The organism is Kaistia granuli DSM 23481 (genome assembly GCF_000380505.1).
In the GTDB taxonomy this organism is placed as follows: Bacteria; Pseudomonadota; Alphaproteobacteria; order Rhizobiales; family Kaistiaceae; genus Kaistia; species Kaistia granuli.
Window position 1 is genome coordinate 198177 of sequence record NZ_AQYH01000001.1, and the last position, 24172, is coordinate 222348.

21 protein-coding genes are annotated in these 24172 nt (G+C 65.5%); 19 read left to right on the top strand and 2 right to left on the bottom strand.

Going from position 1 to position 24172, the window contains the following annotated elements; translation table 11 throughout:
• Positions 1-156: 156 nt before the first annotated feature.
• Positions 157-1197 carry a LacI family DNA-binding transcriptional regulator gene (locus G342_RS0100865; protein ID WP_018181208.1) on the bottom strand — a complete coding sequence of 347 codons (1041 nt, stop codon included), beginning with the start codon at positions 1195-1197 and terminating at the stop codon, positions 157-159.
• Between the two features lie 418 nt (positions 1198-1615).
• On the opposite strand from G342_RS0100865, the gene G342_RS0100870 reads away from it, so the two are divergent.
• The 15 genes from G342_RS0100870 (at position 1616) to G342_RS22820 (ending at position 18517) form a co-directional block, all read left to right on the top strand.
• Entirely contained in the window at positions 1616-3238 is a 1623-nt protein-coding gene (locus G342_RS0100870; RefSeq protein ID WP_018181209.1) for an extracellular solute-binding protein, read from the top strand.
• A 320-nt stretch (positions 3239-3558) separates the two neighbouring features.
• Complete coding sequence (locus tag G342_RS0100875) at positions 3559-4419, top strand: carbohydrate ABC transporter permease (RefSeq protein ID WP_018181210.1); 861 nt, start codon at positions 3559-3561, stop codon at positions 4417-4419.
• Positions 4416-5396, top strand: a complete 981-nt coding sequence (locus tag G342_RS0100880; protein ID WP_018181211.1) for a carbohydrate ABC transporter permease — start codon at positions 4416-4418, stop codon at positions 5394-5396. Before G342_RS0100875 ends, G342_RS0100880 begins: the two co-directional genes overlap by 4 nt.
• Positions 5393-6484: an ABC transporter ATP-binding protein gene (locus tag G342_RS0100885; RefSeq protein WP_018181212.1), complete on the top strand. Its 1092-nt coding sequence runs from the start codon at positions 5393-5395 to the stop codon at positions 6482-6484. The genes G342_RS0100880 and G342_RS0100885 overlap by 4 nt, the downstream gene beginning before the upstream one ends.
• Positions 6485-6486: 2 nt before the next feature.
• A complete protein-coding gene (locus tag G342_RS0100890; protein WP_018181213.1) occupies positions 6487-7560 on the top strand; it encodes an ABC transporter ATP-binding protein in 1074 nt (357 codons plus the stop codon).
• Between the two features lie 16 nt (positions 7561-7576).
• Positions 7577-8665, top strand: coding sequence for a Gfo/Idh/MocA family protein (locus tag G342_RS0100895; protein WP_018181214.1), 1089 nt, complete (start codon positions 7577-7579; stop codon positions 8663-8665).
• Positions 8666-8685: 20 nt separating this feature from the next.
• Positions 8686-9600 carry a sugar phosphate isomerase/epimerase family protein gene (locus tag G342_RS0100900; RefSeq protein ID WP_018181215.1) on the top strand — a complete coding sequence of 305 codons (915 nt, stop codon included), beginning with the start codon at positions 8686-8688 and terminating at the stop codon, positions 9598-9600.
• 153 nt (positions 9601-9753) lie between these two features.
• Positions 9754-10932 carry an aldose 1-epimerase family protein gene (locus G342_RS0100905; protein WP_018181216.1) on the top strand — a complete coding sequence of 393 codons (1179 nt, stop codon included), beginning with the start codon at positions 9754-9756 and terminating at the stop codon, positions 10930-10932.
• Positions 10933-10997: 65 nt separating this feature from the next.
• On the top strand, positions 10998-11750 hold the full coding sequence (locus G342_RS0100910) for an SDR family NAD(P)-dependent oxidoreductase (protein WP_018181217.1): 753 nt from the start codon (positions 10998-11000) through the stop codon (positions 11748-11750).
• An 88-nt stretch (positions 11751-11838) separates the two neighbouring features.
• Entirely contained in the window at positions 11839-13047 is a 1209-nt protein-coding gene (locus tag G342_RS0100915; RefSeq protein WP_018181218.1) for a CaiB/BaiF CoA transferase family protein, read from the top strand.
• Positions 13044-13814: an enoyl-CoA hydratase/isomerase family protein gene (locus tag G342_RS0100920; protein WP_018181219.1), complete on the top strand. Its 771-nt coding sequence runs from the start codon at positions 13044-13046 to the stop codon at positions 13812-13814. The genes G342_RS0100915 and G342_RS0100920 overlap by 4 nt, the downstream gene beginning before the upstream one ends.
• A gap of 3 nt (positions 13815-13817) precedes the next feature.
• A complete protein-coding gene (locus G342_RS0100925; RefSeq protein ID WP_018181220.1) occupies positions 13818-14771 on the top strand; it encodes an ABC transporter permease in 954 nt (317 codons plus the stop codon).
• A gap of 55 nt (positions 14772-14826) precedes the next feature.
• Positions 14827-15834: a substrate-binding domain-containing protein gene (locus G342_RS22815; protein ID WP_018181221.1), complete on the top strand. Its 1008-nt coding sequence runs from the start codon at positions 14827-14829 to the stop codon at positions 15832-15834.
• 75 nt (positions 15835-15909) lie between these two features.
• Positions 15910-17400 (top strand): sugar ABC transporter ATP-binding protein, encoded by a 1491-nt coding sequence (locus tag G342_RS0100935; protein ID WP_018181222.1) that lies wholly within the window; start codon positions 15910-15912, stop codon positions 17398-17400.
• Between the two features lie 181 nt (positions 17401-17581).
• Entirely contained in the window at positions 17582-18517 is a 936-nt protein-coding gene (locus G342_RS22820) for a sensor domain-containing diguanylate cyclase (RefSeq protein ID WP_018181223.1), read from the top strand.
• A 14-nt stretch (positions 18518-18531) separates the two neighbouring features.
• Here the strand turns inward: G342_RS22820 and G342_RS0100945 are convergent, their stop codons facing one another.
• Positions 18532-19566 carry a LacI family DNA-binding transcriptional regulator gene (locus tag G342_RS0100945; RefSeq protein ID WP_018181224.1) on the bottom strand — a complete coding sequence of 345 codons (1035 nt, stop codon included), beginning with the start codon at positions 19564-19566 and terminating at the stop codon, positions 18532-18534.
• A gap of 366 nt (positions 19567-19932) precedes the next feature.
• Here G342_RS0100945 and G342_RS0100950 point away from each other — a divergent pair, with 366 nt between their 5' ends.
• The 4 genes from G342_RS0100950 to G342_RS0100965 all read left to right on the top strand — a co-directional run bounded on the left by G342_RS0100950 (position 19933) and on the right by G342_RS0100965 (position 24163).
• Positions 19933-20664, top strand: a complete 732-nt coding sequence (locus tag G342_RS0100950) for an SDR family oxidoreductase (RefSeq protein WP_018181225.1) — start codon at positions 19933-19935, stop codon at positions 20662-20664.
• Between the two features lie 643 nt (positions 20665-21307).
• Entirely contained in the window at positions 21308-22291 is a 984-nt protein-coding gene (locus G342_RS0100955; RefSeq protein WP_026303987.1) for an ABC transporter substrate-binding protein, read from the top strand.
• Positions 22292-22361: 70 nt separating this feature from the next.
• Positions 22362-23399: an ABC transporter permease subunit gene (locus tag G342_RS0100960; RefSeq protein WP_018181227.1), complete on the top strand. Its 1038-nt coding sequence runs from the start codon at positions 22362-22364 to the stop codon at positions 23397-23399.
• The gene (locus G342_RS0100965; protein WP_018181228.1) at positions 23399-24163 is read left to right on the top strand and encodes an ATP-binding cassette domain-containing protein; all 765 of its coding nucleotides are present in this window, start codon (positions 23399-23401) and stop codon (positions 24161-24163) included. Before G342_RS0100960 ends, G342_RS0100965 begins: the two co-directional genes overlap by 1 nt.
• Positions 24164-24172 lie beyond the last annotated feature (9 nt).

Genomic DNA, 24172 nt, shown 5'->3' on the forward strand with positions numbered 1-24172 from the left:
GCGCCCGCTTCGTGGATCAGGGCCGCGAGGATAGGGGCTGTTCGCCCGCCACGCCAATCCCGAAACGCCAGCCGACTGATACGGTTTTGACAGTCGACTGCGCATCGCGAAGGGGTGCGAGCCGCCCCGGCCGGATGGAGAGCGGCGATCGCGCGCTCACACCTCCGGGATGTTTTCCTTGAAGATCGCCTGCAACCGCGTCGCCGGTCCGGTCGGGTTCTCCTCGCCGCGGGCGGCGCGGGCGAGACGGTCGACCGCCTCGCGCGCCTCGACGCGCGGATTCTGGTCGATCGCCGCGTCCATCGTGCCGGAGATCAGGAAGCGGCGCGTGTGCTCGGTCAGCTCGTGGCCGACGAAGACGACGGATTTTTCGCGCCCCGCCTCCTGCAGCGCCCGCGATATGCCGCGATTTCCCGCGCCGATGTTGTAGATCCCGGCGAGATCGGGATGGCGGGCGAGCAGCGCCACCGCCTCGCTGTAGGCGCGCTCGGTGTCGTCGCGGATCTCGCGCAGTTCGACGATGGAGAGGCCCGGATATTCCTCGCGCAGCATGTGGCGGAAGCCCATCTCGCGCTCCTCGTGGCCGCGATAGGAGAGCGAACCGGCGAACAGGGCCACCTTGCCGGTCTCGGCCTTCATGAAGCGGCCGAGCAGATAGCCGGCGAGGCGGCCGGCGGCGCGGTTGTCGATACCGACATAGCCGATGCGCGGCACGTGGCTGATGTCGGAAACCAGCGTCATCACCGGCACGCCGGAGCCGGCCAGCGAGCGGATCGCCTCGCGCACGACGGGATGATCGAGCCCGATGAGCCCGACGCCCTGGCTGTTTCCCCGCAACGCTTCGAGCTTTTCCGCCAGCAGCACCGGCTCGAAGCCCTCGATCGAGTGGACGCGCAGATTGACGTCGGGCCGGATCGCCGCGATGTCGGCGAAGCGGTCGGCGAGATTGTTGATGAAGGTGTTGGTGCCGCCCGGCAGCACGATGTCGATGTCGACGATGCCGCCCGGCAGGAAGGCTTGGCCCGTCGGCAGGAGGGCTGGGCGGATCGCCTCTTCCAGATAGCCCAGGTTGGCGGCGATCGACAGCACGCGCTCGCGCGTCCGCTCGCGGACACCGTCGCGATTGTTGAGCACGCGATCGACCGTCGCGGTCGAAACGCCTGCCTCCCTTGCGATGTCCGTCAGCGTCGTCCGCATTCCGTCTGTCCGAGTCGTTCCAGGGTCGAAGAAAGCCGCACGCTACGCCGATTGATCCGTCGACTGGAAGCGTCCGCGCCGCCGCATCAGAAAATGATGTCTTTGATGTAAAATGATGTCAATGAGGTCGGTATCGAATTGTTCAGTTTGACTGATTCCTGTGTGTGAATCGATAGCTCGACCAATCCTCTTCGCCTTTGGAGGCCCCGAACGGCGTGCGAAGTGACGGGTTTGAGTCATTGCGGCGCGATAAACCGGCACGATGCCGCACGACGGCATGCTGCGACGCATCATTTTATACTGTGAATAATGATGCGCTGCATCGCCTGTTGACATCGAAACAAATCAATATCAATCATCCTGCCTGATGTGACGGGTCAAAAAGACCTGCTGGTCCTTGGGAGGGGAAAACATGTCCATGCGCGGTTCGTCCGCCGGTTCGTCCGGCGTCTCTCGCCGTCGCCTGCTGAAGGCGGGCGGTTCGGCTTTCGCGTTGACGGCCGCCGTCGGCATCGCGCCGAAGTTCTTGCGCCCGGCCTTCGCCGACACGGCGCTGTCGCCCGGCATGATCGGCGGACCGACCGGCTTCCCGGGTGCGGAGCGCTACCAGTATGGCGCCGATACGCCGGAAGGCCGCGCCGTCGAGGGCATCAAGGCGCTGAAGGCCGCCGGCAAGGCGCCGGCCAAGATCGTGCTCGGCCTGTCCGATGGCTCGATCGGCCAGCTGACCAAGCCGTTCCCGGAAGGGGCGCCGTCGATCAAGGACCTTTGGGAGAAGGAAACCGGCATCACGCTGGAGATCGTCGGCCAGCCGAACGGTCAGGAATTCACCAAGGCGATGCAGGACATCTCCACCCAGGGCGGCGCGTTCGACATCTACGCCGTCGAGTGGAACCGGCTCGGCGACCTCGCCGAGACCAACGGCCTCGTCAAGATGGACGATTTCGTCGCCCAGTATAAGCCGGAATGGGACAGTCCCGAGCGCGGCTATCCGGGCGGCGACGCCGGCGTCAGCCTGTTCAACCGCTATCGCGGCTCCGTCTACGGCGTCTCGCTCGACGGCGATTACCAGTGCTGGGTCTACCGCACGGATCTGTTCGGCGATGCGGCCGAGCAGTCGGCCTTCAAGGACAAGTTCGGCTACGACCTGGCGCCGCCCACGACCTGGAAGCAGCACAGTGACATCGCCTCGCACTTCCATCGCCCGGACAAGGGCCTGTTCGGCTCGACCGACCTGCGCAATCAGGGTTGGGGCTACACCAACTGGTACCAGCGCTTCGTCTCGACCGCCTCGCCCAACCAGTTCCTGTTCGACGACAACGGCGCGCCGCTGATCAACTCGGCCAATGGCATCCTGGCGACGACGGAATATGTCGACAGCCTCGCCCATCATTCGCCGGACGCGATCTCCTGGGGCTGGCCGGAGCAATACGGCAATTTCGGCAATGGCGGCGCGGCGATGACCTGCGCCTTCTCGAACCTGCCGAAATTCCTCGACAACAAGGCGAATGACGGCTCGAAGGTCACCGGCAAGATCGGTTCGATGCTGCCGCCGGGCCGCGTCATCGACGACAAGCTGGTCCGCCGTTCCGTCCTGTGGCTCAACCTCTCTGCCTCGATCTCGGCCCAGAGCCAGCATCCGGAAGCGTGCTACCTGCTGCTGCAGTGGCTCGGTTCGAGCCGGATCTATTCCTGGATGACGGCCAATCCGGGTGGCTATTTCGACCCCTTCCAGCTGTCGAACTTCTCCGATCCGCTCGTCCGCGAGACGTATCACGCCTACCACATGGACAATCTGCGCGAGGTCGTCGCCCGCACGGTGCCGACCATCAACTATCCGGGCGCGACCGCCTTCCACAACGCGCTCGACGAGAATCTCGTCGCCGCCTGCACCAAGTCGAAGACGCCGGAGCAGGCGATGGCCGACACCGAACGCGAATGGAAGCGGATTGCCCGCCGCATCGGCGAGGACAAGCTCCTCGACGCGATCCGCAGCAACAAGGCCTCGTGGCCGACCGTGCTCGATCCGGTCGTGACGTAGCCGAACCCATCCGCCGTCATCCCGGGCGAAGACCCGGCATCCATTCAGCCGTGAAGTGTACCGGCTGAATGGATGCCTCGCGGGGATGACGGAGGAGGGGATCCGAAATGCCGTCGCTTACCCCCCAATGGGTGGGTGGGGCGAGGGTCTTTCGGTTGGTTCAAGGAAACGGAGCGCCAGCGCGCTCCGTCATCCCCGGCGACGCCGGGATCCATTCGGCCCCGTTCTGGGGAAGCCGAAGGGGGCGCTGCTTTCGCAGGGATGACGGCGAGCTGGTTGGACGGCCGGCGACAAGACGCAGGGTCGTGAGAGGAATGAGCATGCGGCGTTCACCCGCCTTCGAAACCTTCCGTTATGCCGCGATCGCGCTTGCGCTCGCGCTGACGCTGCTGCCCATCCTCTGGATGGTGTCGATGGCCTTCAAGCCGATCCCGGAATGGTCCGCCACCGGCGCTGACCTGACGTGGATTCCGCGCGCCCCGACGCTCGACAATTTCCGCTTCGTCTTCGGCGAGAGCACGTCCGACCTGATCGTCGCGCTCGAGCGCACCGCCTGGCGGCCGATCCTGTCGTCGCTGTTGTCGGCCGTGTTCGGCACGCTGATCGCCATGGTCTGCGGCACCGCTGCCGCCTATGGCCTGTCGCGCTTCGGCTCCGGCAAGAACCTGCCGCTGGCGTTGATCCAGCTTCGCCTGTTCCCGCCGATGGCGGTGATGATCCCGGTCATGATCATGTGGGCCTTCCTCGGCCTGATCGATACATGGTGGGGCCTGGCGCTGATCTACGGCATCGTCACGTTGCCCTTCGCCTTCTGGCTGATGAAGACCTTCTTCGACGAGATGCCGCGCGAGATCGAGGAAGCGGCGCTGGTCGAGGGCTGTTCGCGCTTCCGCGTCTTCATGAAGATCACCTTGCCGGTGATGCGGGCGCCGCTCGCCTCCTCGGCGCTGCTCGTCTTCATCCTGAACTGGTCGGACTATCTGATCGCGCTGCTGCTGACGACCAAGAACTGGGTGACGATCCCGGTCTACATGGCGTCGCTGTCATCTTCGATGACGGGCCAGCTCTATGGCGCCAAGGCGGCGCTCGGCCTGCTCGCGGCGATCCCGCCGGTCATCCTCGGCATCGCCATCCAGAAGCATCTGGTCCGCGGCCTGACCTTCGGAGCGCTGAAGCAATGAGCGCCACCGAAACCATCGCCGCGACCGCCGCGGCGGCGCCACGCACCCTGCCGCCCGTCGACCGGGAATCGCGCCGGCTCGGCTTCCGCCTGACCCTGCCGACCCAGCTCCTCGTGCTGTTCATCGCGGTCTTCCCGCTGCTGATGCAGCTCTATATCAGCCTGACCGACTGGTCGCCGCTCGACGGCGTCGGCTGGTGGAAGGCCTGGCAGTCCTGGAACAATTTCGCCAATTACACCGACCTGCTCGAGGACCGGCGCTGGTGGGGCGCGCTCTGGCGCACCTTCATCATCATGCTCGTCTGCGTGCCGGCCGAGTTCCTGCTCGCGCTCGGCCTCGCCACGCTGTTCATGGACGACTTCCCCGGCAAGCAGATCTTCTACTCGATCCTCTTGATGCCGATGATGGTGGTGCCCGCCGTCGCCGGCTACATGTTCTTCATGCTGTTCCAGTCCGGCGGACCGCTGAACGGCATCCTGTCGGCGCTGTCCGGCATGGACATCAAGATCGCCTGGCTCTCCGATCCGACTCTGGCGCTGGTCGCCGTCATGGTCGCCGACATCTGGCAATGGACGCCCCTGATGTTCCTGATCCTGCTCGCCGGCCTCGTCGGCGTGCCGGAGGACCAGCTCAAGGCGGCGACCCTGCTCGGCGCCAGCTGGCGGCAGCGCTTCTTTACGATCATGCTGCCGCGCATCAAGACGATCATGGTGATCGCGCTGGCGATCCGCGTCATCGAGATCTTCAAGATCTTCGACACGCTCTACATCATGACCGGCGGCGGCCCCGGCGTCGCGACCGAGACGATCTCCGTCTACATCTACAAGGTCACGACCCAGGACCTGATCTGGGGCTATGTCGCGGCCATCGCCCTCGTCATCCTGATCGCGCTCTCCGTTGTCGCCGTCTTCGCCATGAAGCGGATGGAGGCGGCCAGGAATGGCGATGCCGTCGCTCGGAAGGGAGCGCGGGCATGACCACGATCCGGCTTGAAAACCTGGTCAAGCGCTTCGGCGACTTCACCGCCCTGAAGACGATGGATCTCGAGATCCGCGACGGCGAGTTCATGGCTCTGCTGGGGCCGTCCGGCTGCGGCAAGTCGACGACCATGAACATGATCGCCGGCATGGAGGAACCCTCCGGCGGCCGCATCCTGTTCGACGGCCGCGACATGAACGGCGTGCCGATGGGCAAGCGGGGCGTCGGCTTCGTGTTCCAGAACTACGCCATCTTCACCCATATGACGGTTCGCCAGAACCTCGCCTATGGCCCGAAGATGCGCGGCATGAGCCGGTCGGAGATCGACCGGCGGGTCAAGAACATCGCCGACTTCCTGCAGCTGACACCGATGCTCGACCAGAAGAGCGCCAAGCTCTCGGTCAACATCCTGCAGCGCCTCGCCATCGGCCGCTCGGCCATCGTCGAGCCGGCGATCTTCCTGCTCGACGAGCCGCTGTCGAATGTCGACGCCGCCTTCCGCGCCGTGATGCGGACGGAGCTTAAGCATCTGCAGAAGCAGTTCAAGCAGACCATGGTCTATGTCACGCATGACCAGCTCGAGGCCATGACCATGGCCGACCGTATCGCCGTGATGGACCATGGCGTGCTGCAGCAGGTCGGAACACCGCTCGAGGTCTACAACAACCCGGCCAACATCTTCGTGGCGAAGTTCATCGGTTCGCCGGGCATGAACCTGATCGCCGGCGAACTGGCGGAGACCGATCGCGGCCTCGCCGTCGACCTCGGGCCCTGGGGCCTCTCGCCGCCGTTGCCGGATGATCTCGCCAACGCGGCGCGGGCAGCCGGCAGCCGGGCCGTGCAGTACGGCTTCCGGCCGGAGGAGGCGACGCTTGCCTCCGAAGGGCAGGGGCTGCGCGCCCGCGTCACCTTCGTCGAGCGCATCGGCGCCCGCACCATCGTCCATGCCGAGAGCGGCCAGCCGGTGAAGATCGTCACCGAGAACGATGTCGGCTTCGCGGTCGGCGACGCGGTCACGATCGTGCCGGCGCCTGGGGCTGTCCGCCTGTTCGACGCCGCCTCGACCGCCGCGATCCGGGGAGCCTGAGCATGGCCGAGATCACCTTCGAAAACGTCTCGAAGCGCTATGGCGACGTGCTGGCGCTCGACCGCGCCTCCTTCACCATCCGCGACAACGAGTTCTTCTGCTTCTTCGGCCCGCCATCCTCCGGCAAGACGACGATCCTGCGCCTGATCCTCGGGCTGGAGACGCCGGACGAGGGCGAGATCCGGATCGGCGGAAAGCGGGTAAACGAGGTGTCGCCGGCGGCGCGCAACGTCGCCATGGTTTTCCAGAACCTGGCGCTGTTCCCGCATATGACGGCGCGGGAGAACATCCGCTTTCCGCTGGTCGAGCGGAAGGTGCCGGAGGCGCAGATCGCGGCCAAGCTCGCCTCGGTCGCCGAGAAGCTCCATATCGGCCACATCCTGCACAAGCCGCCTGCGCAATTGTCGGGCGGCGAGCGCCAGCGCGTGGCGATCGCACGCGCCCTGGTGCGCGATCCGGCCGCCTATCTGATGGACGACCCGATCTCGGCCCTGGACGCCCGGCTGCGCGAGGAAACCCGCGTCGAGCTGAAGCGGCTGCAGCAGGAGCTCGGCCACACGCTGGTCTATGTCACGCATGACCAGGAAGAGGCGATGTCGGTCGCCGATCGGATGGCGATCCTCGATGGCGGCGCCATCCGCCAGGTCGATACGCCGCGTGCCATCTATGACCGGCCGGCCAGCCGCTATGTCGCGGGTCTGGTCGGCGCGCCGACGATCAACCTGCTTACCGGAACGGTCGATACGGTTAACGGAAGGCTAACAGCGGCGGAGGGTGTTATCCGCCTGCCCCTCGCCGCCGCACCGGAGCGGGCGACCGCCTTCGGCATCCGGCCGGAAAGCCTGAAGCTCGCGCCCTGGCGCGATGGCGACGGGGCCGCCGCCCGCATCTTCGAGGTCGAGCCGCTCGGCGGCTTCACCGTGGTGACGCTGACGGCGGGGGAGGAGCGGCTGCGGGCGCTGCTGCGAGGCCAGCCGAAATTCGCGGCGGACGAGAAGATCACCCTCTCGGTCGATCCGGCCGACATTCACTTCTTCGCGGCGGACGGCTCGGCCGTCACCCGCGCGAACCCATAAGAAGACGGAGGAAACCATGGCTGACTCGAAGGGCTTCGCGCCCGATCCGGAGATCCGGGTCAACGATCTCAGAATCGGCGCCATCGGCGCCGGCATGATCATGGCCGAATGCCATCTCGCCGCCTATCACGAGGCCGGCTTCCCGGTCGTGGCGATCGCCTCGCGCACCAAGGCGAACGCCGCCAAGGTGGCGACGCGCTGGTCGATCCCGACCGTGCACGAGACGCCGGAAGCGCTGATCGAGGACGAGACCGTCGAGATCGTCGATCTCGCCTTTCCGCCCGACCAGCAGCCGGCGCTGATCCGTCACGCGCTGAAGCAGAAGCATATCAAGGGCATACTGGCGCAGAAGCCGCTGGCGCTGACCTTGGAGGATGCCATCGCGTTGCGCGACGAGGCCAAGGCCGCTGGCAAGATCCTCTCCGTCAACCAGAACATGCGCTACGACCAGTCGATGCGCGTGCTGAAGCAGATCCTCGACAAGGGCGAACTCGGCACGCCTGTCATCGCCACCATCGAGATGCGCGCCATCCCGCACTGGCAGACCTTCCTCGAGCAATATGACCGGCTGACGCTCTCCAACATGAGCGTGCACCACCTCGACGTGCTGCGCTTCCTGTTCGGCGAGCCGGACGAGATCTACACGGCCGCCCGCACCGATCCGCGCACCACCTTCGAGCATACCGACGGCATCACCGTCTCGACGATCAAGTTCCCGTCCGGCGTGATGGCGGTGTCGATGGAGGATGTCTGGTCCGGCCCGCGCGAAGAGGGCTTTGACAGCGACATCTACATCAAATGGCGGGTCGAGGGCACGGAGGGCGTCGCCCAGGGCACGATCGGCTGGCCGACCGGAGTCGCCTCGACGCTGAGCTATGCCTCCAAGCGCACGACCGGCGGCAAATGGGTCACGCCGGAATGGAACACGATGTGGTTCCCGCATGCCTTCAAGGGCGTGATGGAGCAGCTGCAATACGCGGTGAAGACGGGCGAGGCCCCTGCGCTCACCGTCGCCGACAACGTCAAGACCGTGGCGCTGGTCGAGGCGGGCTACCGCTCGATCGCCGAGGGCCGCGCCGTCAAGCTTTCCGAAATCGCCATCTGAATTCCAGGGAGGAACTCATCATGATGCAGTCCGGCATTTTCACCGGCTATTTCCCCTACGGCCTCGAAGAGACGGCCAAGAAGATCCGTGGCCACGGCTTCAACACCGTGCAGCTCGATCTTCACTTCAAGGATATCGACCTCGGCGCCGGCCAGATCACCAAGGCGAAGGCGAAGACCGTCCGCGACACGTTCCGCGACCATGACCTGCCGATCTGCTGCATCTCCGGCTACACCAACATCATCCATCCCGACCTGGCGCACCGCGAAGCCAATGTCGAGCGGCTGAAGGAAATCATCCGCAACGCGCGGGATCTCGGCTCGCCCTACGTCATCTCCGAGACCGGTACTTACAATACCGAGAGCGAGTGGATGAGCGATCCGAAGAACAAGTCGGAAGAAGGCTTCGAGATGTGCCGCGCCGTGATCGCGGAGCTGGCGCAGGAAGCCTATGACCATGGCTCGATGTTCCTGCTCGAGACCTATGTGAACAACGTCGTCGGCTCGGTCGAGGAGACGGTGCGGATGTTCGCGCAGGTCGATCACCCGGGTCTCGGCCTGTTGATGGATCCGACGAACTACTTCGAGGATCACAACATCGACAACATGGACAAGGTGTTGAACCAGGTGTTCGACACGCTGGCCGACAAGATCAAGATCGCCCATGCCAAGGACGTCGCCCGCGCCGGCGACGACAAGAGCGAGAAGCACGCCGATATCGGCGATGACGACGCGCTCGCCTCGCACACCTTCCGCGGCGTCGGCGAGATGGTCTTGAACGCGCCGGGCACCGGTTCGCTCAACTACGACCTCTACCTGCAGCGCCTGGCCGAGAAGCACCCGAACATCCCGGTCATCATCGAGCATCTGTCGGAAGACGATGTTCCGCGGGCGAAGAAGTTCCTCGACGACAAGTTCCGCGCCAACGGGCTGTAAAGAGGCCGTCACCTCAACCCTCTCCCGCAAGCGGGAGAGGGAGCGCTCGCCTTGATGCAAGAGCGCCGGAAGAAATCTCCTCTCCCGACTGCGGGGGAGGTGGGGCAGGGAGCTTCCTCGCCCTCAGTGAAACAGGACAATCAGGATACGACCATGGTGCAACTTTTCGGGCGGACCTTCTCGCGGCGCGAGCTGGCGGAACATTCCGGGATGCTGTCGCAATTCGCCGGCGTCCGGCTGATGACGCTGGGCGATGGCGTCGAGCGCGGCATCCGCATGCTCGAGTTCCGCACCGGGACCGGCCTGCGTTTCACCGTCCTCGTCGACCGCGCGATGGATATCGGCGACCTCGACTACCAGGGCACCTCGATCGGCTGGCATTCGCCGGCCGGCTTCAAGAATGCGTTCCTGCACGAATATGAGGGCGAGGGCGGGCTGGCCTGGCTGCGTTCCTTCTCCGGCATGCTCGTCACCTGCGGCCTCGACCATGTGCTGTTCATGCACGAGGCTCCGGCCGACAGCTATGTCTACGGGCCGCGCCAGACGGTGAAGCATTCGCTGCATGGCCGCGTCGGCACGATCCCGGCCCGGCTCACCGGCTATGGCGAGACGTGGGACGGCGACGAGTGCACGCTGTGGGCGGAAGGCATCGTCCAGCAGTCGGCCGTCTTCGGTGAGGACCTGCATCTGATCCGCCGGATCGAGGCGAAGGTGGGCAGCAACGAGATCAAGCTCGTCGACCGCGTCGTCAACCACGGATTCTACAAGACGCCGCACATGTACTGCTACCACATCAATCCGGCCGCTCCGCTGCTCGAACAGGGCGCCCGCTATGTCGCGCCGATCGAGGAAGTGGTCTGGGCGGCGCATGCTGGCGCGGATTACCAGAAGCAGGGTGTCGGCTACCGCACCATGCCGGCGCCGCAGCGGAACTTCCACGAGCAGGTGTGGCAGCACCAGATGAAGGCCGACGCCAACGGGCTGGTGCCGGTGGCGCTCGTCAACGACCGCCTCGGCCTCGCCTTCGAGGTCGAGACCCGTCAGGACCAGTTCCCCTGCCAGTTCGAATGGCAGAACCTGCAGGCCGGCCAGTACGCGGTCGGCCTCGAGCCCTCGACCAACCATGTGCTCGGCCAGACCTATGCGCGCGAGCACGATGAGCTGATCTGGCTCGAGCATGGCGACGAGCGTCGCTACGACACCACCTTCCGCGTCCACGCCGGCAAGGAAGCGACGGCGGCGCTGGAGCAGCGCATCCGCGGCCTCGCCCAGCAGCCGATGGAAGAATACCCGACGCCGACCGGCAACCACCGGCCGATCACCGGCCGCTGAGCCCGAAATCCGCTTCGTTGTTCCGGGCCCTGGCCCGGGGCAACTGTTTCCGAGTTGGACCTCCCATGACCATCCAGAACAAGACCATCCTCTACACGGGCGCCGCCGGCGGGCTCGGCCTGCCGGCGACGCTGGCGTTCCTCGAGGCTGGCGCCACCGTCGTGGCGATCGACAATGACCCGGCCAAGGGCGAGGCGCTGAAATCGGCGGCCCGCGCGGCCGGCTTCGACCGGCTCGTCTTCCAGTCTCTCGACCTTTCGGATCTCGCCGGGCTGCGGACGGCGCTCGAGGCGCTGTCGGCGGAGGTCGGCGGCTTCGACATCGTCATCAACAATGCCGCGATCTATCCCTCGAAGCCGTTCGAGGATTACACGATCGAGGAGCATCAGGCCGTCCAGCGTATCAATGTCGATGCTGGCATCGTCTGCGTCCAGGTGGCGCTGCCGTCGATGCGGGCAAAGGGCTTCGGCCGCATCATCAACATCACCAGCGTGACGCTCTCGGGCGGCTGGGCCAATCTCTCGCCCTATATCCAGTCGAAGGGCGCGTTGGTCGGCCTGACGCGGGCCTGGGCGCGCGAGTTCGGTCCCTACGGCATCACGGTCAACGCGATCTCCCCCGGCGCCTTCCCGACCGATGCCGAGAAGATCCATCCCGATCCCGAGGGCTACAATCGCCACGTCCTCGACCGCCAGGCCGTCAAGCGCCGCGGCGAGCCCGCCGACATCGCCAACGCGCTGATCTTCTTCGCCTCCGACAGCTCCGGCTTCGTGACCGGCCAGACGCTCAATGTCGATGGCGGCTGGTGGATGGCGTGACGTCCCGGCCAGCCCTTTCGTCGGCCGAACCGGCCAGCTGCTTCTTCGAACGGTCTCGCGACCGTCTGCCAAACAAGGATACTGAATGATGGGCATTCTCTCCGGGTACCGCGTGCTCGATTGCTCGATCGCCATGGCCGGCCCCTTCGCTGCCCAGCGTCTGGGGGATCTCGGTGCCGACGTCGTCAAGGTCGAGCCGCTGAATGGCGAGTGGCAGCGCCATGTCGCCGCCGGCGGCGCGCGCGGCAACAAGGTCAACGTCTCGTTCCTGTCGCTCAACCGCAACAAGCGCTCGCTCGCCATCGACCTGAAGAATCCAGAGGGCAAGGCGCTGCTGCTCGAGCTGGTGAAGACCGCCGACGTCTTCCTGCAGAACTATCGCCCCGGCGTCGCCAAGCGTCTCGGCGTCGATTATGAGAGCCTGTCGAAGATCAATCCGAAGCTGATCTACGTTTCGATCTCGGGCTATGGCGAGGACGGTCCCTATCTGAACCGTCCCGGCCAGGATCTGGTCCTGCAGGGCATGTCCGGCGCGATGCTGTCGGCGGGCCGCGAGGGCGAGCCGCCGAACGCCGCCGGCCAGTATCTGGTCGATGCCATCACCGCCTATACGGCGTTCGAGGGCGCGCTGGCGGCGCTGCTGCATCGCGAGCGGACTGGCGAGGGCCAGCTGGTCCAGGTCAACATGCTGGACGCGATCACGACGATCCAGATGCAGGAGCTCTCGGTCTTCACCGTCGCCGGCAAGCCGCAGACCCGCTCGGTCGAGCCGCATGCCCATGTCTATATCCGCGCCCCCTACGGCGCGTTCGCCACGACGGACGGCTACATCATCGTCTCGTTCCCGAAGCTTGCGACGCTCGGCCAGGTGATCGGCGAGGATAGCTTCCTCACCATGGACGACGAGGTCGACAGCTGGGAGAAGCGCGACGAGATCTTCGCCAAGACGCGCGAGAAGCTGAAGACCAAGTCCTCGGCAGAATGGCTGGAACTGCTGCGCGCGGCGGATATCTGGTGCGGCCCCGTCTATGGCTATGCCGACCTCGTCGAGGACGAGCAGATCAAGCACAACGGCACCTTCGTCGAATATGACCATCCGACCGAGGGCCACGTGAAGACGCCGGGCTTCGCCATCAAGTTCTCGAAGACGCCGTCCAAGGTCGACCGCGGCGCGCCGCTCGCCGGCGAGCACACCCGCGACGTGCTTCGGGAAGCCGGCCTCGACGAGGCCGCGATCGACGCGCTCGTCGCGAAGGGCGCCGTCATGGACGGCACGGCCAAGGAGGCGCTGGAATGACCGACGATATCCTCTTCACCGTCGACGGCCACGTCGCGACGATCACGCTGAACCGGCCTCAGAAGCTCAACGCGGTCACGCCGGAGATGTCGAAGGCGATCGTCGCCGCCGTGCGAGAGTGCAATGACAGCGACACGATCCGCGTTGTCATCGTGACGGGCGCGGGCGAGCGCGCCTTCTGCGCCGGCTCCGACATCAAGGAGCTCGACACCTATGCGTCGCCCTGGCAGTTCCGCAATCGTGCCGACTATTGCGACGCGATCCGCAAGCTACTGAAGCCGACCATCGCGGCCGTCAACGGCTATGCCTTCGGCGGCGGGCTCGAGACGTCGATGAGCTGCGACATCCGCATCGCCTCGGACAACGCGCAGTTTGGGGCACCCGAGATCAAGCTCGGCTGGATTGGCGGCGGTGGCATGGCGACCTTCCTCGCCCATTCCGTCGGCCCGTCCAACGCGGCGCTGATGATCATGACCGGCGATCCGATCCCTGCCGAAAAGGCGCTGGCCTGGGGGCTGGTCTCGGAAGTCGTGCCGCAGGCCGAGCTTCTAGCCCGCGCCCGCGCCATCGCCGACGTGATCGCCAGCCGTGCGCCGATCGCCGCCGAGACGGCCAAGCTCAATCTTCAGGCCGCCTTCACCGTCCCGCAGGATCAGGCGATCGAATACGAGCGCGACCTGCAGACCATCTGCTTCGCCACCGAGGACGCCGCCGAAGGCAGGGCCGCGTTCAAGGAAAAGCGCCAGCCCATTTTCAAGAGACGCTAACGTATGACCGGTTCCACCGTCGTCCGCTTCGTGCGGACGCGCCGCGAGGCGACTGTCCTCGCGATGCTCATCCTTGTCTTCATCGGCCTGACCTTCGCCAGCGAGTTCTTCCTGACCGGACGCAATCTGTCGAACGTCGCCCGCCAGATCTCGGTCGTCGGCATCGTGGCGCTCGGCCAGGCTCTGGTGATCATCGCCGGCGGCATCGATCTCTCCGTCGGCTCGGTCATTGGCCTCTCCGCCGTGACCGCCGCCATTGTTTCGGCCATGACCGGTATGCCATCGGTCGGCATCGCCGGCGCGATCGGCATCGGCATGGCGATCGGCTTTGCCAATGGCGTGCTGATCACCAAGTTGCGTATCAATCCGTTCATCACGACGCTCGGCACCCTGTCGATCGCGCGCGGCGCGGCGCTGCTGATCACCAACGGCAATCCGCAGCGCTTCGATAATTGGGCGGCCTATCTGGGCTATGGAAAGATAGCGGGGGTGCCGGTGCAGTTCATCCTGCTCGTCGCGCTCACCATCCTGGTCTGGCTGTTCGCCACCCGCACGCGCTGGGGCCGCAACGTTTACGCGGTCGGTGACAATGCCCGCGCCGCACGCCTCGCCGGCATCGACGTGGCGCGCACCCGCATCCTCGTCTTCACCGTCTCGGGCAGCCTCGCCGGTCTCGGCGGCCTGCTGCTCGGCGGCATGCTGACCAACGCCAACCCCAATCTCGGCCTCGGCTACGAGCTCGACGTCATCGCCGCGGTCATCCTCGGCGGCGTCGCGCTCTCCGGTGGCCGCGGCTCGATCGGCGGCGTCGTCATCGGCGCGGCGCTGATTGGCCTGCTCCGCAACGCGTTCGTCCTGCTCAACGTCTCGGGCTACTGGCAGACCATCACCATCGGTCTCGTCGTCATCCTCGCCGTCGGCGCGGACAGTCTGAACCGGCGCAGCGAAGAAGATTGAGGCGGCTCGCCGAGCCGTCTCCCCAACCGATCCCGATCCAAACCTGGAGGAAACCATGACTACGACATTCGATCGCCGCCGCTTCCTGATGCTGTCGGCCGCAGGACTGGCCCTGCCGCTGATGCCGGGCCTGGCGCTCGCCGAAGAGGTTGCGCTGTCGGAAGGCGCCAAGGCCGTCGGTGGCGCCGTCGCCGCCCAGGGCGCCGCTCCGAAGCCGCTCCGTATCGCCGTGCTCTCGTTCCAGGGCTCGTCGTTCTGGGAAGCCGCCGACAAGGGCATCGCCGCCGCCGCCGACTATCTGAAGCCGCTCAACACCACGGTCGATTATATCCAGCTCGGCACCGGCCTGACGGCCGAAGTGATGGTTGCCGGCATCGATGGCGCCCTGACCAAGCAGTATGACGGCATTGCCGCCGTGCCGATCTTCGACGGCACCGTCGCCAAGGTGAACGAAGTCGTCGCCGAGGGCGTCCCGTTCGTCTCCTTCATCGCCGACTCGGCCGAGAAGTCGAACCGCACCGTTTCGATCGGCATGCTGGCCTATGACGCCGGCGCCAAGGCGGGCGAGTTCATGGCCAAGCAGCTCGGCGGCAAGGGCAAGATCGCCGTCATCACCGGTTATCTCGGCGCTGCCCAGCACGACGCCCGCATGAACGGCGCGCTCGATCTTCTGAAGAAGAACTATCCCGACATCACCATCGTCGGACCGTTCGAGTGCAAGGACGACGACGCCACCGCCTATTCGCAGGCGACCGACGTCATGACCTCCAACCCCGACCTGTCGATCCTCTACGTCACGGCCGGCGGTTCCGAGGCCGCGGCCAAGGCGGTCCGCGATTCCAAGGCGACGGGCAAGGTCGGCGTCGTCGGCTATGACGATCTGCCGGAGAAGCAGCAGTACAAGGACGGCGGCGAGATCCTCGCGCTCATCGATCAGGCCCCGGCGCGCCAGGCCTTCGACAGCATCGTCATGCTGCACAACATGCTGGGCTTCGGCGCCACCTATCCGGCCGATATCGCCGTCGATGCGCCGGTAGCGCTCGGCAAGGGCGCCAAGACCTAAGTCCGGCGCCAAGAGCCCCTTACGAAACCCTCTCCCGCAAGCGGGGGAGGGCCTTGTTCCTGATTTGAGAGCCCCATGACCGACTGCCTTCTCTCCGCCCGCGGCATCGCGAAATCGTTTGACCAGAACCGCGTCCTGCATGGTGTCGATTTCGACATCTCCGCCGGCGAGGTTGTTGCGCTTCTGGGCGAGAACGGCGCCGGCAAGTCGACCTTCGTCAACATCCTATCGGGCGCATTGCCGCGCGACGGCGGCACGATCCGGTGGAGCGGCGAGGAGACGGTCTTCCGGGATACCCGCGCGGCGCTCGATGCCGGCATCATCCATATTCATCAGGAACTGTCGCTAATCTCCTCGCTTTCGGTGATGGAGAACCTGTTCATCGGCGACTACATGACCGGCAGGTCCGGCTTTATCGACCGCAAGGCTCTGGCCGCCAGGGCGCGCGAGCTGCTCGCCCGCGTCGGCGCCGCGCATATCGATCCGCGCGTCGAGGCCGGCTCGCTCTCGACCGCGGAGCAGCAGATCGTCGAGATCGCGAAGGCGCTCGCCCGCAATGCCCGCCTGCTGATCCTCGACGAGCCGACCGCCTCTCTGACACCGCACGAGGCCGAGGCGCTGTTCGCCATCGTCCGCGACCTGCGTGCCAATGGCGTCGCCATCATCTTCATCAGCCACCGCTTCGACGAGGTGTTCGCGATTTCGGACCGCGTCGTGGTGCTGCGCGACGGACGCGTCGTCGGCGATCGGCCGGTGGCCGAGACGACGCGCGCCGGAATCATTGCCGACATGACCGGTCGCGCCTTTACCTTCGATGCGCTCGACAGGCCCGCTATCTCCGCTGACGCGCCGATCCGGCTGAAGGCCGAGGCGATCGCCGACAAGGGGCGCGTCGGCCCGGTCTCCTTCGATCTTCGCAAGGGCGAGATTCTCGGTATCTTCGGTCTCGTCGGCGCCGGCCGGACCGAGCTGCTGGAGCTTCTTTGCGGCATCCGCCCGCTCGCCGTCGGCAGCATCATGCGCCCGGATGGCGTCGTGCCGGGCAATTCGACGGAGGCCTGGAAGAGCGGACTGGCCTTGCTGCCCGAAGGTCGCAAGACCAACGGCATCCTGCCCAGCCTGTCGCTTGCCGAGAATGTCGCCGTCGCCAAACGCCAGAAGAGCGGCGGAATCCTGGATCTGGGCGCGGAGAAGTCGCTTTTTGCTCGCTTCCGGGATTCCCTTGGCATCGTCTCGTCCGGACCCGATCAGCCGATCCGGCGTCTTTCGGGCGGCAACCAGCAGAAGGTGATCTTCGCCCGCTGCCTCGCCTCGGAGCCCGACATCCTGTTCCTCGACGAGCCGACGCATGGCGTCGATGTCCGCACCAAGGCCGACATCTACAAGCAGATCCAGGACCTGGCGAAGAAGGGCATGAGCGTCATCTTCGTCTCGTCCGAGCTGCCGGAGGTCCTGGCGCTCGCCTCAACGGTCATGGTGCTGTCGCGTGGGCGGCAGACGATGCTCGCGGCCAACCAGGGCCTGACCGAAAACGACGTGCTGACCGCGGCTTTTGCCCAGGCCTGAGTGCCGTAGGGGAAGACCCGGCTTGCCAAACCGATCGGCGCACGTCGCCAAGCTCAATTTTTGCCGTCGCGCAAGGACGCCGATCATTGGATCACGCGCCTGGTTCGGCTAGCTTCGTCTCCCTTGGTCGCTTTCGCTCTGCCCGGCAGAGGCGAGGGCGAATAGCGATGGAGACATTGGCTTGGACGACGATGTCGGCGAGCGGATCGGCAAGCTCTATGAGGCGTCGGATGTCCTCGTCGCGGTCTATGACGGCTTCGACCGCATCCGCTATGCCAATCGGGCGTTCCGCAACGCCTATTTCGTCGCCGCCGACGAGGATCCAACCTGGGCGGAGATCATGCGACGCAACCACGCCTTCGGGCGCGGCACCGTCTTGCGGGTCGACGATCTCGAAGCCTGGCTGATCTCGACCCAGTCCCGGCGCGGAAAGACCGGCTTTCGGGCCTTCGAGACGGATCTTTGCGACGGCCGCTGGCTCTGGATGACGGAGACGGTGCAGGCCGATGGCTGGATGCTGTGCATCGCCAGCGACATTAGCCATATCCGCGCCGATGAGCGCGCCATCCGACAGGATCGCGACGTCGCCATCAAGGCGTCCTATACGGACGACCTGACCGGCGTGTCGAACCGGCGCTTTCTCACCGCGCGCATCGAGCAGATCCTGGCCGATCATCGCGCCGGCGGCGCCCCGGGCTGCCTCGTCGTCATCGACCTCGACCATTTCAAGCTGGTCAACGACCGCTTCGGCCACCAGACCGGTGATCTCGTCCTGCGCGACTTCGCCAACCAGATCCAAAGCCTGTTGCGCCGCTCGGACTCGTTCGGCCGCATGGGCGGCGAGGAATTCGCGCTGACGCTTCCCGCGACCTCGCTCGAACACGCCGAACTGATCCTCGAGCGGATGCTGTCCGTAGTCCGGGCGTCGTGCCCGCTCGCCCAGTATCCGGAATTCTCGTACACCTTTTCGGCCGGTCTTACCGCCAGCCGGGCCGAGGATACGCTCAGCGAGTTCTACCGGCGCGCCGACGAGGCGCTCTATCAGGCGAAGGTTTCCGGGCGCAATCGCGTGCACGCCTATGTCGATCCGATCGACACCACGGCCGAGGCCCGGTAGCGGCATCGCGCACCTCAAGCCGAGGCGCGCATCACCAGCTTGCCTTCCAGCCGGACCTGCTCGGGCTCCTGCGCATCGAGGGGATCGTCGCGCTCGACCCTGTCGAGCAGGATGGCGACGGAAGCTTGCGCCAGCCGTTCGAAATCCTGCGCCACCGTCGTCAGCGGCGGGCAGCCATAGCGGCTGTGCGGCTGGTCGTCATGGCCGGCGATGCGGATGTCGCAGCCGGGTTCGCGGCCGATCCTGAGGCCGTGCTGATAGACGGCCGCCATGACGCCGACGGCGCAGCGATCATTGGCGCAGAGGATGGTGCGGGTCGGGAAACCAGGCCCCTCCAGCATGCGGCGGGCCGCTTCGAAGGCGATGTCCTCGAAGCGCCAGTCGTTCTGCGGCGTGACGGCGACCACCTGCGGCGTGAGTCCAAGCCGTTCCATCGTCGTCACATAGGCGCGCTTCCGCTCGGAGGCGTTGTGGTTGACGGCCGGCATGTCGAAATAGGTCGGTGGCTCGCCGCTGCGGCACAGATATTCGGTGATCAGCGGCACGCTCTGGAAGTTGTCGGTGCCGACGAAGGGCGTTTCCTCGTCGAGGCTCGAATCGAGAAACACCATCGGAATTCGGGCCCGGAGGCTGCGCATCAGCGCGCGATCGGAATGCACGCCGAGCGGCGCGACGATGGCGCCGGCGATCTTCAGCGACAGCAGCGTCTCGATCGCGCGCGCCTCCAACTGGGCGTCGCCGCGCGACGACAGCACGATTGCCAGATAGCCGCTTTCGACGCAGCGGATCTCGATCCGCCGCACCAGCTCGGAGAAGAAAGTATCGCCCGTATCCGGCACGATGACGCCGATGATCTTCGGCCGCTTCTTGTTGAGGTTCACCGCGAACAGGTTGGGACGGTATTCATACTGCGCCAACGCCTTTTCGATCTGGGCGCGGGTCGATTTGCGGACGCTGCCGGGATCGTTGAAATATTTGGAGACAGTCGGCCGCGAGATGCCGCTCAGCTCCGAGAATTCCGCCATGTTCTTGATCGTGCGATCCGCCATCGTGCTCTTTCAAACCTGTCGGGGATCCATCTGGCGATGAACCCGCTCCCGTCGTGAGGGCGGACCGGATACGGCTCCCGTCGCGGCATGGTGGATGTTCTTCAAGTCGATCGTCAATTCGGCAGCAGCGAACCACCCCGTCAAGCTAACACAGTGCTTTACGCGTGCAAATTTCCAAGTTGACGCGCTCGGGCGGAGTGCTAGCCTTCGTAAAGGAATTGGCTGGGCGGGCCGGGAGGACGCGCGAGGCGGCGAAATGCCGGTATTCGCGCGCGGACCGTCAGCAACAAGTGTTCATCATCGCATCGCGAAGTCGCTGAAGCATTTTGCTGCACGCCGGCGAGGTCGATCCTGGGGAGGATATGCATGAGCCGTGATCTCAAGGGCAAGGTCGCGCTGGTGACGGGCGCGAGTTCCGGCATCGGTCGCGCCATGGCGCGCATGCTGGCAGGGCAGGGGGCGCGGCTGGCGCTGGTCGGTCGATCGGGCGAGCGGCTGGAGGCCGTGCGGGCCGAGTTTCCAGTCACCGACGCGCTGGTCATCGCGGCGGATCTGAACAAGCCCGCCGAAGTCGAGCGCACCATTGCCGAGACCATCGCCCGCTTCGGCCAGATCGACATTCTGCTCGCCAATGCGGGCCTCTATCTTCCGGGCGATCTCGTCGATTGCAACGCCGATCGATTCGATGAGGTGATCAGCGTCAACGTCAACGCCGTGTTCCGCGCCGTGCGGGCCGTGTTGCCGGGGATGATGGAGCGTCGCTCCGGCGACATCATCGTCACCAGTTCGATCGCCGGCCACCAGGCCCTGCAATGGGAGCCGGTCTACAGCGCCACCAAGCATGCGGTGCAGGCATTCGTCCATGGAATGCGCCGCCAGGCGGCGCCGCACGGCATTCGCATAGGAGCCGTTGCGCCGGGCGTCGTCCTGAACGAGCTCTGGGGCTATTCCGATCCGGAGGCAATCGCCGCCAAGGCAGAGGCACGTGAGGGTCTGCTGTCGGAGGATGTCGCCGACGCGGTGCTGTTCATGCTGACCCGGCCGGCCAATGTCACCATCCGCGACCTCGTGATCCTGCCGCAGAACCAGGACATCTGAGCGTCCCTTCGTTCGCGCCAGCAGAATAGGGGGCTCGTTTGCTTGTCCGCTTCGGGGCGGGGTGGTCGGCAAAGGACCCCTGTCCTGTCCTGTCGGATAGGTCGTCGCCGCCTCCCGCGCCGACTGCGCAGCCACGTTTCGATCGGCCGCGTCGCATTGCGCGCAGGGGATCCGGGACTTCACCTGACCTTATGCTGTGGAACCAAAAACAGCGCTTTTCCGCGATTCTTACGTAAGGGTACGAAAGCAAACTTAGCTTGCGTAAAATATCGGATTGACCTTGTCCGGGGCCGCAACTAGGCTTCGATCAGCAAGAATAAATGGGAGGGCTTGGTCCGTCAGGGCCATCAGCCAGGTGTACCGGTGGAAATGTTGCGTTACCCGCGTCGCGGGTGCGATCGATGGCTTGTGACTTGTCGAATTTGGCGTTTCGCGACGTCGTTTCTTGTTAAAGCCTCCGTTTCCGCTCGAATTTGACTTGGGTGCGCCCCGTTGGCGCGCCGGCATCCGATCTAGGCCGCGACGGCAGCCCAAAGCGCCAGGACCCGGCCGAGAGCACCTGCTCGAAAAGCTCCAGAGAAGGGCCTCGACGGGTGGACACCGTTGCCACGCAACACATCCAAAGTAAAAACGAGGGAACGCCATGAAGAAAGTCGCCAAAGCACTAGCAGCCTTGGCTGTCGGTGTGTCTGTTCTAGCCGGCACCGTCGCCGCCCAGGCGCAGGACAAGAAGTTCACCATCGCCCTGATCCCGGGCCTGACCACGGACGGGTTCTACATCACCATGCGCCGCGGCGCCGAGGCCGCCGCCAAGGCGGTCGGAGCCGAGCTCGTCTTCCAGGGCGCGCCGGAATTCAACCCGGTCCTGCAGGTACCGGTGCTCGACGCCATCATCGCCCGCAAGCCGGACGCCATCCTGATCGCGCCGACCGACAAGGTGCAGCTGGTCGAACCGCTGAAGAAGGCGCACGCCGCCGGCATTCCGGTCATCACCGTCGATACTTTCATCGGCACCGGCAACTACCAGACGGGCGCCGGCGATGCCGACTTCCCGCTCTCCTACATCGCTTCCGACAACGTGCTCGGCGGACGCATGGCCGCTCGTGCGCTGGCCAAGGCGATCGGCGAGAAGGGCAAGGTCTATGTCTCGAACGTCAAGCCGGGCATCTCGACGACCGACCAGCGCGAAGAGGGCTTCAAGGCCGAGATGAAGAACTTCCCGGGCATCGAAGTCCTGGAAACGCAGTTCAACGACAATGATTCCAACAAGGCTGCATCGCAGATGCAGTCGGTGTTCGCCCGCAACTCGGATCTCGCCGGGGTCTTCGGCGCGAACCTGTTCTCCGCGCTCGGCGCCGCCAATGGCGTCCAGCAGGCCGGCCAGACCGGCAAGGTCCGCGTCGTTGCCTTCGACGCGCCGCCCTCGATCGTCGACAACCTCAAGACCGGCCTGGTCGATATCGCCATTGCCCAGCATCCGGCCGAGATCGGCTTCTTCGGCGTGATGTCGGCCTTCGCCCATCTGACCGGCCAGTCGATCCCGACGGCGATCGGCACCGGCTTCACCGTGATGGACAAGGACAACGTCGCGAAGCCGGAAATCGCGCAGTTCATCTACACGGACTAATCCGCCAGCGCCGCCGAGCCTCGCGCCCGGCGGCGCCTCCACCCTCAACGATACCTGTACGGAGTGGCGCATGTCCGCCCATACCTCTACGGAATCGCGCGCGGACCCCACCCAGTCCCGGTCACGTCAGCTGATCGTTCGCATCGCGGCCCTGCGCGCCTGGCTGTTTCTCGCTTTGCTGCTGATCTTCTTCGAGACCTGGTCGCGGGTCAGCTATGGCCAGACCTTCCTGTTCTCGAGCTACAATGCCCAGTCGATCGCGATCTTCGCGGTAGCGCCGCTCTTGCTGGCGCTCGGATCGACCTTTGTCATCATTTCAGGCGGCATCGACCTTTCGGTCGGATTCATTATGGGCCTCGCCGCCGTCATTGCCGCCCACGCCACCAATCTCGCCGGCCAGTCGCTGCCGCCCTTCGCCGCCATGCTGGTCGGCATCACGGCGGGCCTGGTCGTCGCGCTCGGGCCGGGTTTCGTCAACGGTGTGCTGATCTCCAAGCTGAAGGTTCCGCCCTTCATCGGCACGCTCGGCATGTTCGGCGTGGCGCGCGGCGTCGCCTTCCTGCTCGCCGGCGGCACCACGGTCCCCGTCTCGAATTCGTGGTTCGCCGCCCTCGGCAATGGCCGGGTCTTCGGCTTTCCGATCATCGTCATCATCACGGTGCTGTTCGTGCTGCTGATGCACTACGTGCTGTCGCAGACGCGCTTCGGCCAGCATACCTATGCCATCGGCGCCAACGAGCAGGCGGCGATCCGCTCCGGCATCAACGTGCCGCGCCATATCCGCAGGCTCTACCTGCTCTCGGCGCTTTGCGCGGGTCTCGGCGGCGTGCTCTATGCGGCCCGCTTCACGGCCGGCGCCGCCCAGGCCGGCGAGCCCCTGCTGCTCGACTCGATCGCCGCGGTGGTGATTGGCGGCGCTAGCCTGTTCGGTGGTTCCGGCACGATCCTCGGCACCGTCGCCGGCGCGCTGGTCATCGCCGTCATCCAGTACGGCCTCGTCTTCATCAATGTCGAGCCGTTCTGGCAGTTCGTCGCCGTCGGCGTCGTCATCATCATCTCCGTGCTCGTCGACCAGACGCAGCGCAAGCTCGGTGGGGATCGTCAGTGATGTCCGTGCAATCCCAGCCGCAGTCGCAGGAGCCGATCCTCGACGTTCGTTCCGTGTCGAAACGCTTCGGGGGCGTCGAGGCTCTGAAGGACGTGTCGATGTCGCTCTATCCGGGCGAAGTCGTGGCGCTCGCCGGCGACAATGGCGCCGGCAAGTCGACCCTGATCAAGACCATTTCCGGCGTTCACGGCGCCGATGGTGGCGAGATCCGCTTCGCCGGCGAAGCGGTTCATTTCGCTTCGCCGGAAGCCGCCCGCGCCCATGGCATCGAGACGATCTACCAGGACCTGGCGCTTGCCGACAATCTGTCGATCGGCGCCAATATCTTCCTCGGCCGGGAGCCGATGAAGCGGGTGCTGGGCTTCATCCCGGTGCTCGATCGGCCGGCGATGGCGAAGGCGGCCAAGGAGACGATGGCGCGGCTCGACTTCCATGTGAACCGGCTCGACGCCCCTGTCGGCCGCTTCTCGGGCGGCCAGCGCCAGGCGGTGGCGATTGGCCGGGCGATCTACTGGAACGCCCGCGTCCTGATCATGGACGAGCCGACAGCGGCGCTCGGCGTGCCCGAGCAGCGCAAGGTTGTCTCGCTGATCCAGAATTTGAAGGCGCAGGGGCGGGCGATCATCTTTATCTCGCACAATCTGCAGGACATCTTCGCCGTCGCCGACCGCATCGTCGTGCTCCGACGCGGCACGTTGGCCGGCGAACGCAAGATCTCCGAGACCAATCCGGACGAGATCGTCAAGCTGATGGTCGGCGGCTAGGCCGACTCT

Excerpts from the sequence above, each read along its gene's own strand:
- G342_RS0100865 (WP_018181208.1), bottom strand. The coding sequence starts at position 1,197 with ATGCGGACGACGCTGACGGACATCGCAAGGGAGGCAGGCGTTTCGACC.
- G342_RS0100870 (WP_018181209.1), top strand. The coding sequence starts at position 1,616 with ATGCGCGGTTCGTCCGCCGGTTCGTCCGGCGTCTCTCGCCGTCGCCTG.
- G342_RS0100875 (WP_018181210.1), top strand. The coding sequence starts at position 3,559 with ATGCGGCGTTCACCCGCCTTCGAAACCTTCCGTTATGCCGCGATCGCG.
- G342_RS0100880 (WP_018181211.1), top strand. The coding sequence starts at position 4,416 with ATGAGCGCCACCGAAACCATCGCCGCGACCGCCGCGGCGGCGCCACGC.
- G342_RS0100885 (WP_018181212.1), top strand. The coding sequence starts at position 5,393 with ATGACCACGATCCGGCTTGAAAACCTGGTCAAGCGCTTCGGCGACTTC.
- G342_RS0100890 (WP_018181213.1), top strand. The coding sequence starts at position 6,487 with ATGGCCGAGATCACCTTCGAAAACGTCTCGAAGCGCTATGGCGACGTG.
- G342_RS0100895 (WP_018181214.1), top strand. The coding sequence starts at position 7,577 with ATGGCTGACTCGAAGGGCTTCGCGCCCGATCCGGAGATCCGGGTCAAC.
- G342_RS0100900 (WP_018181215.1), top strand. The coding sequence starts at position 8,686 with ATGATGCAGTCCGGCATTTTCACCGGCTATTTCCCCTACGGCCTCGAA.
- G342_RS0100905 (WP_018181216.1), top strand. The coding sequence starts at position 9,754 with ATGGTGCAACTTTTCGGGCGGACCTTCTCGCGGCGCGAGCTGGCGGAA.
- G342_RS0100910 (WP_018181217.1), top strand. The coding sequence starts at position 10,998 with ATGACCATCCAGAACAAGACCATCCTCTACACGGGCGCCGCCGGCGGG.
- G342_RS0100915 (WP_018181218.1), top strand. The coding sequence starts at position 11,839 with ATGGGCATTCTCTCCGGGTACCGCGTGCTCGATTGCTCGATCGCCATG.
- G342_RS0100920 (WP_018181219.1), top strand. The coding sequence starts at position 13,044 with ATGACCGACGATATCCTCTTCACCGTCGACGGCCACGTCGCGACGATC.
- G342_RS0100925 (WP_018181220.1), top strand. The coding sequence starts at position 13,818 with ATGACCGGTTCCACCGTCGTCCGCTTCGTGCGGACGCGCCGCGAGGCG.
- G342_RS22815 (WP_018181221.1), top strand. The coding sequence starts at position 14,827 with ATGACTACGACATTCGATCGCCGCCGCTTCCTGATGCTGTCGGCCGCA.
- G342_RS0100935 (WP_018181222.1), top strand. The coding sequence starts at position 15,910 with ATGACCGACTGCCTTCTCTCCGCCCGCGGCATCGCGAAATCGTTTGAC.
- G342_RS0100945 (WP_018181224.1), bottom strand. The coding sequence starts at position 19,566 with ATGGCGGATCGCACGATCAAGAACATGGCGGAATTCTCGGAGCTGAGC.
- G342_RS0100950 (WP_018181225.1), top strand. The coding sequence starts at position 19,933 with ATGAGCCGTGATCTCAAGGGCAAGGTCGCGCTGGTGACGGGCGCGAGT.
- G342_RS0100955 (WP_026303987.1), top strand. The coding sequence starts at position 21,308 with ATGAAGAAAGTCGCCAAAGCACTAGCAGCCTTGGCTGTCGGTGTGTCT.
- G342_RS0100960 (WP_018181227.1), top strand. The coding sequence starts at position 22,362 with ATGTCCGCCCATACCTCTACGGAATCGCGCGCGGACCCCACCCAGTCC.
- G342_RS0100965 (WP_018181228.1), top strand. The coding sequence starts at position 23,399 with ATGTCCGTGCAATCCCAGCCGCAGTCGCAGGAGCCGATCCTCGACGTT.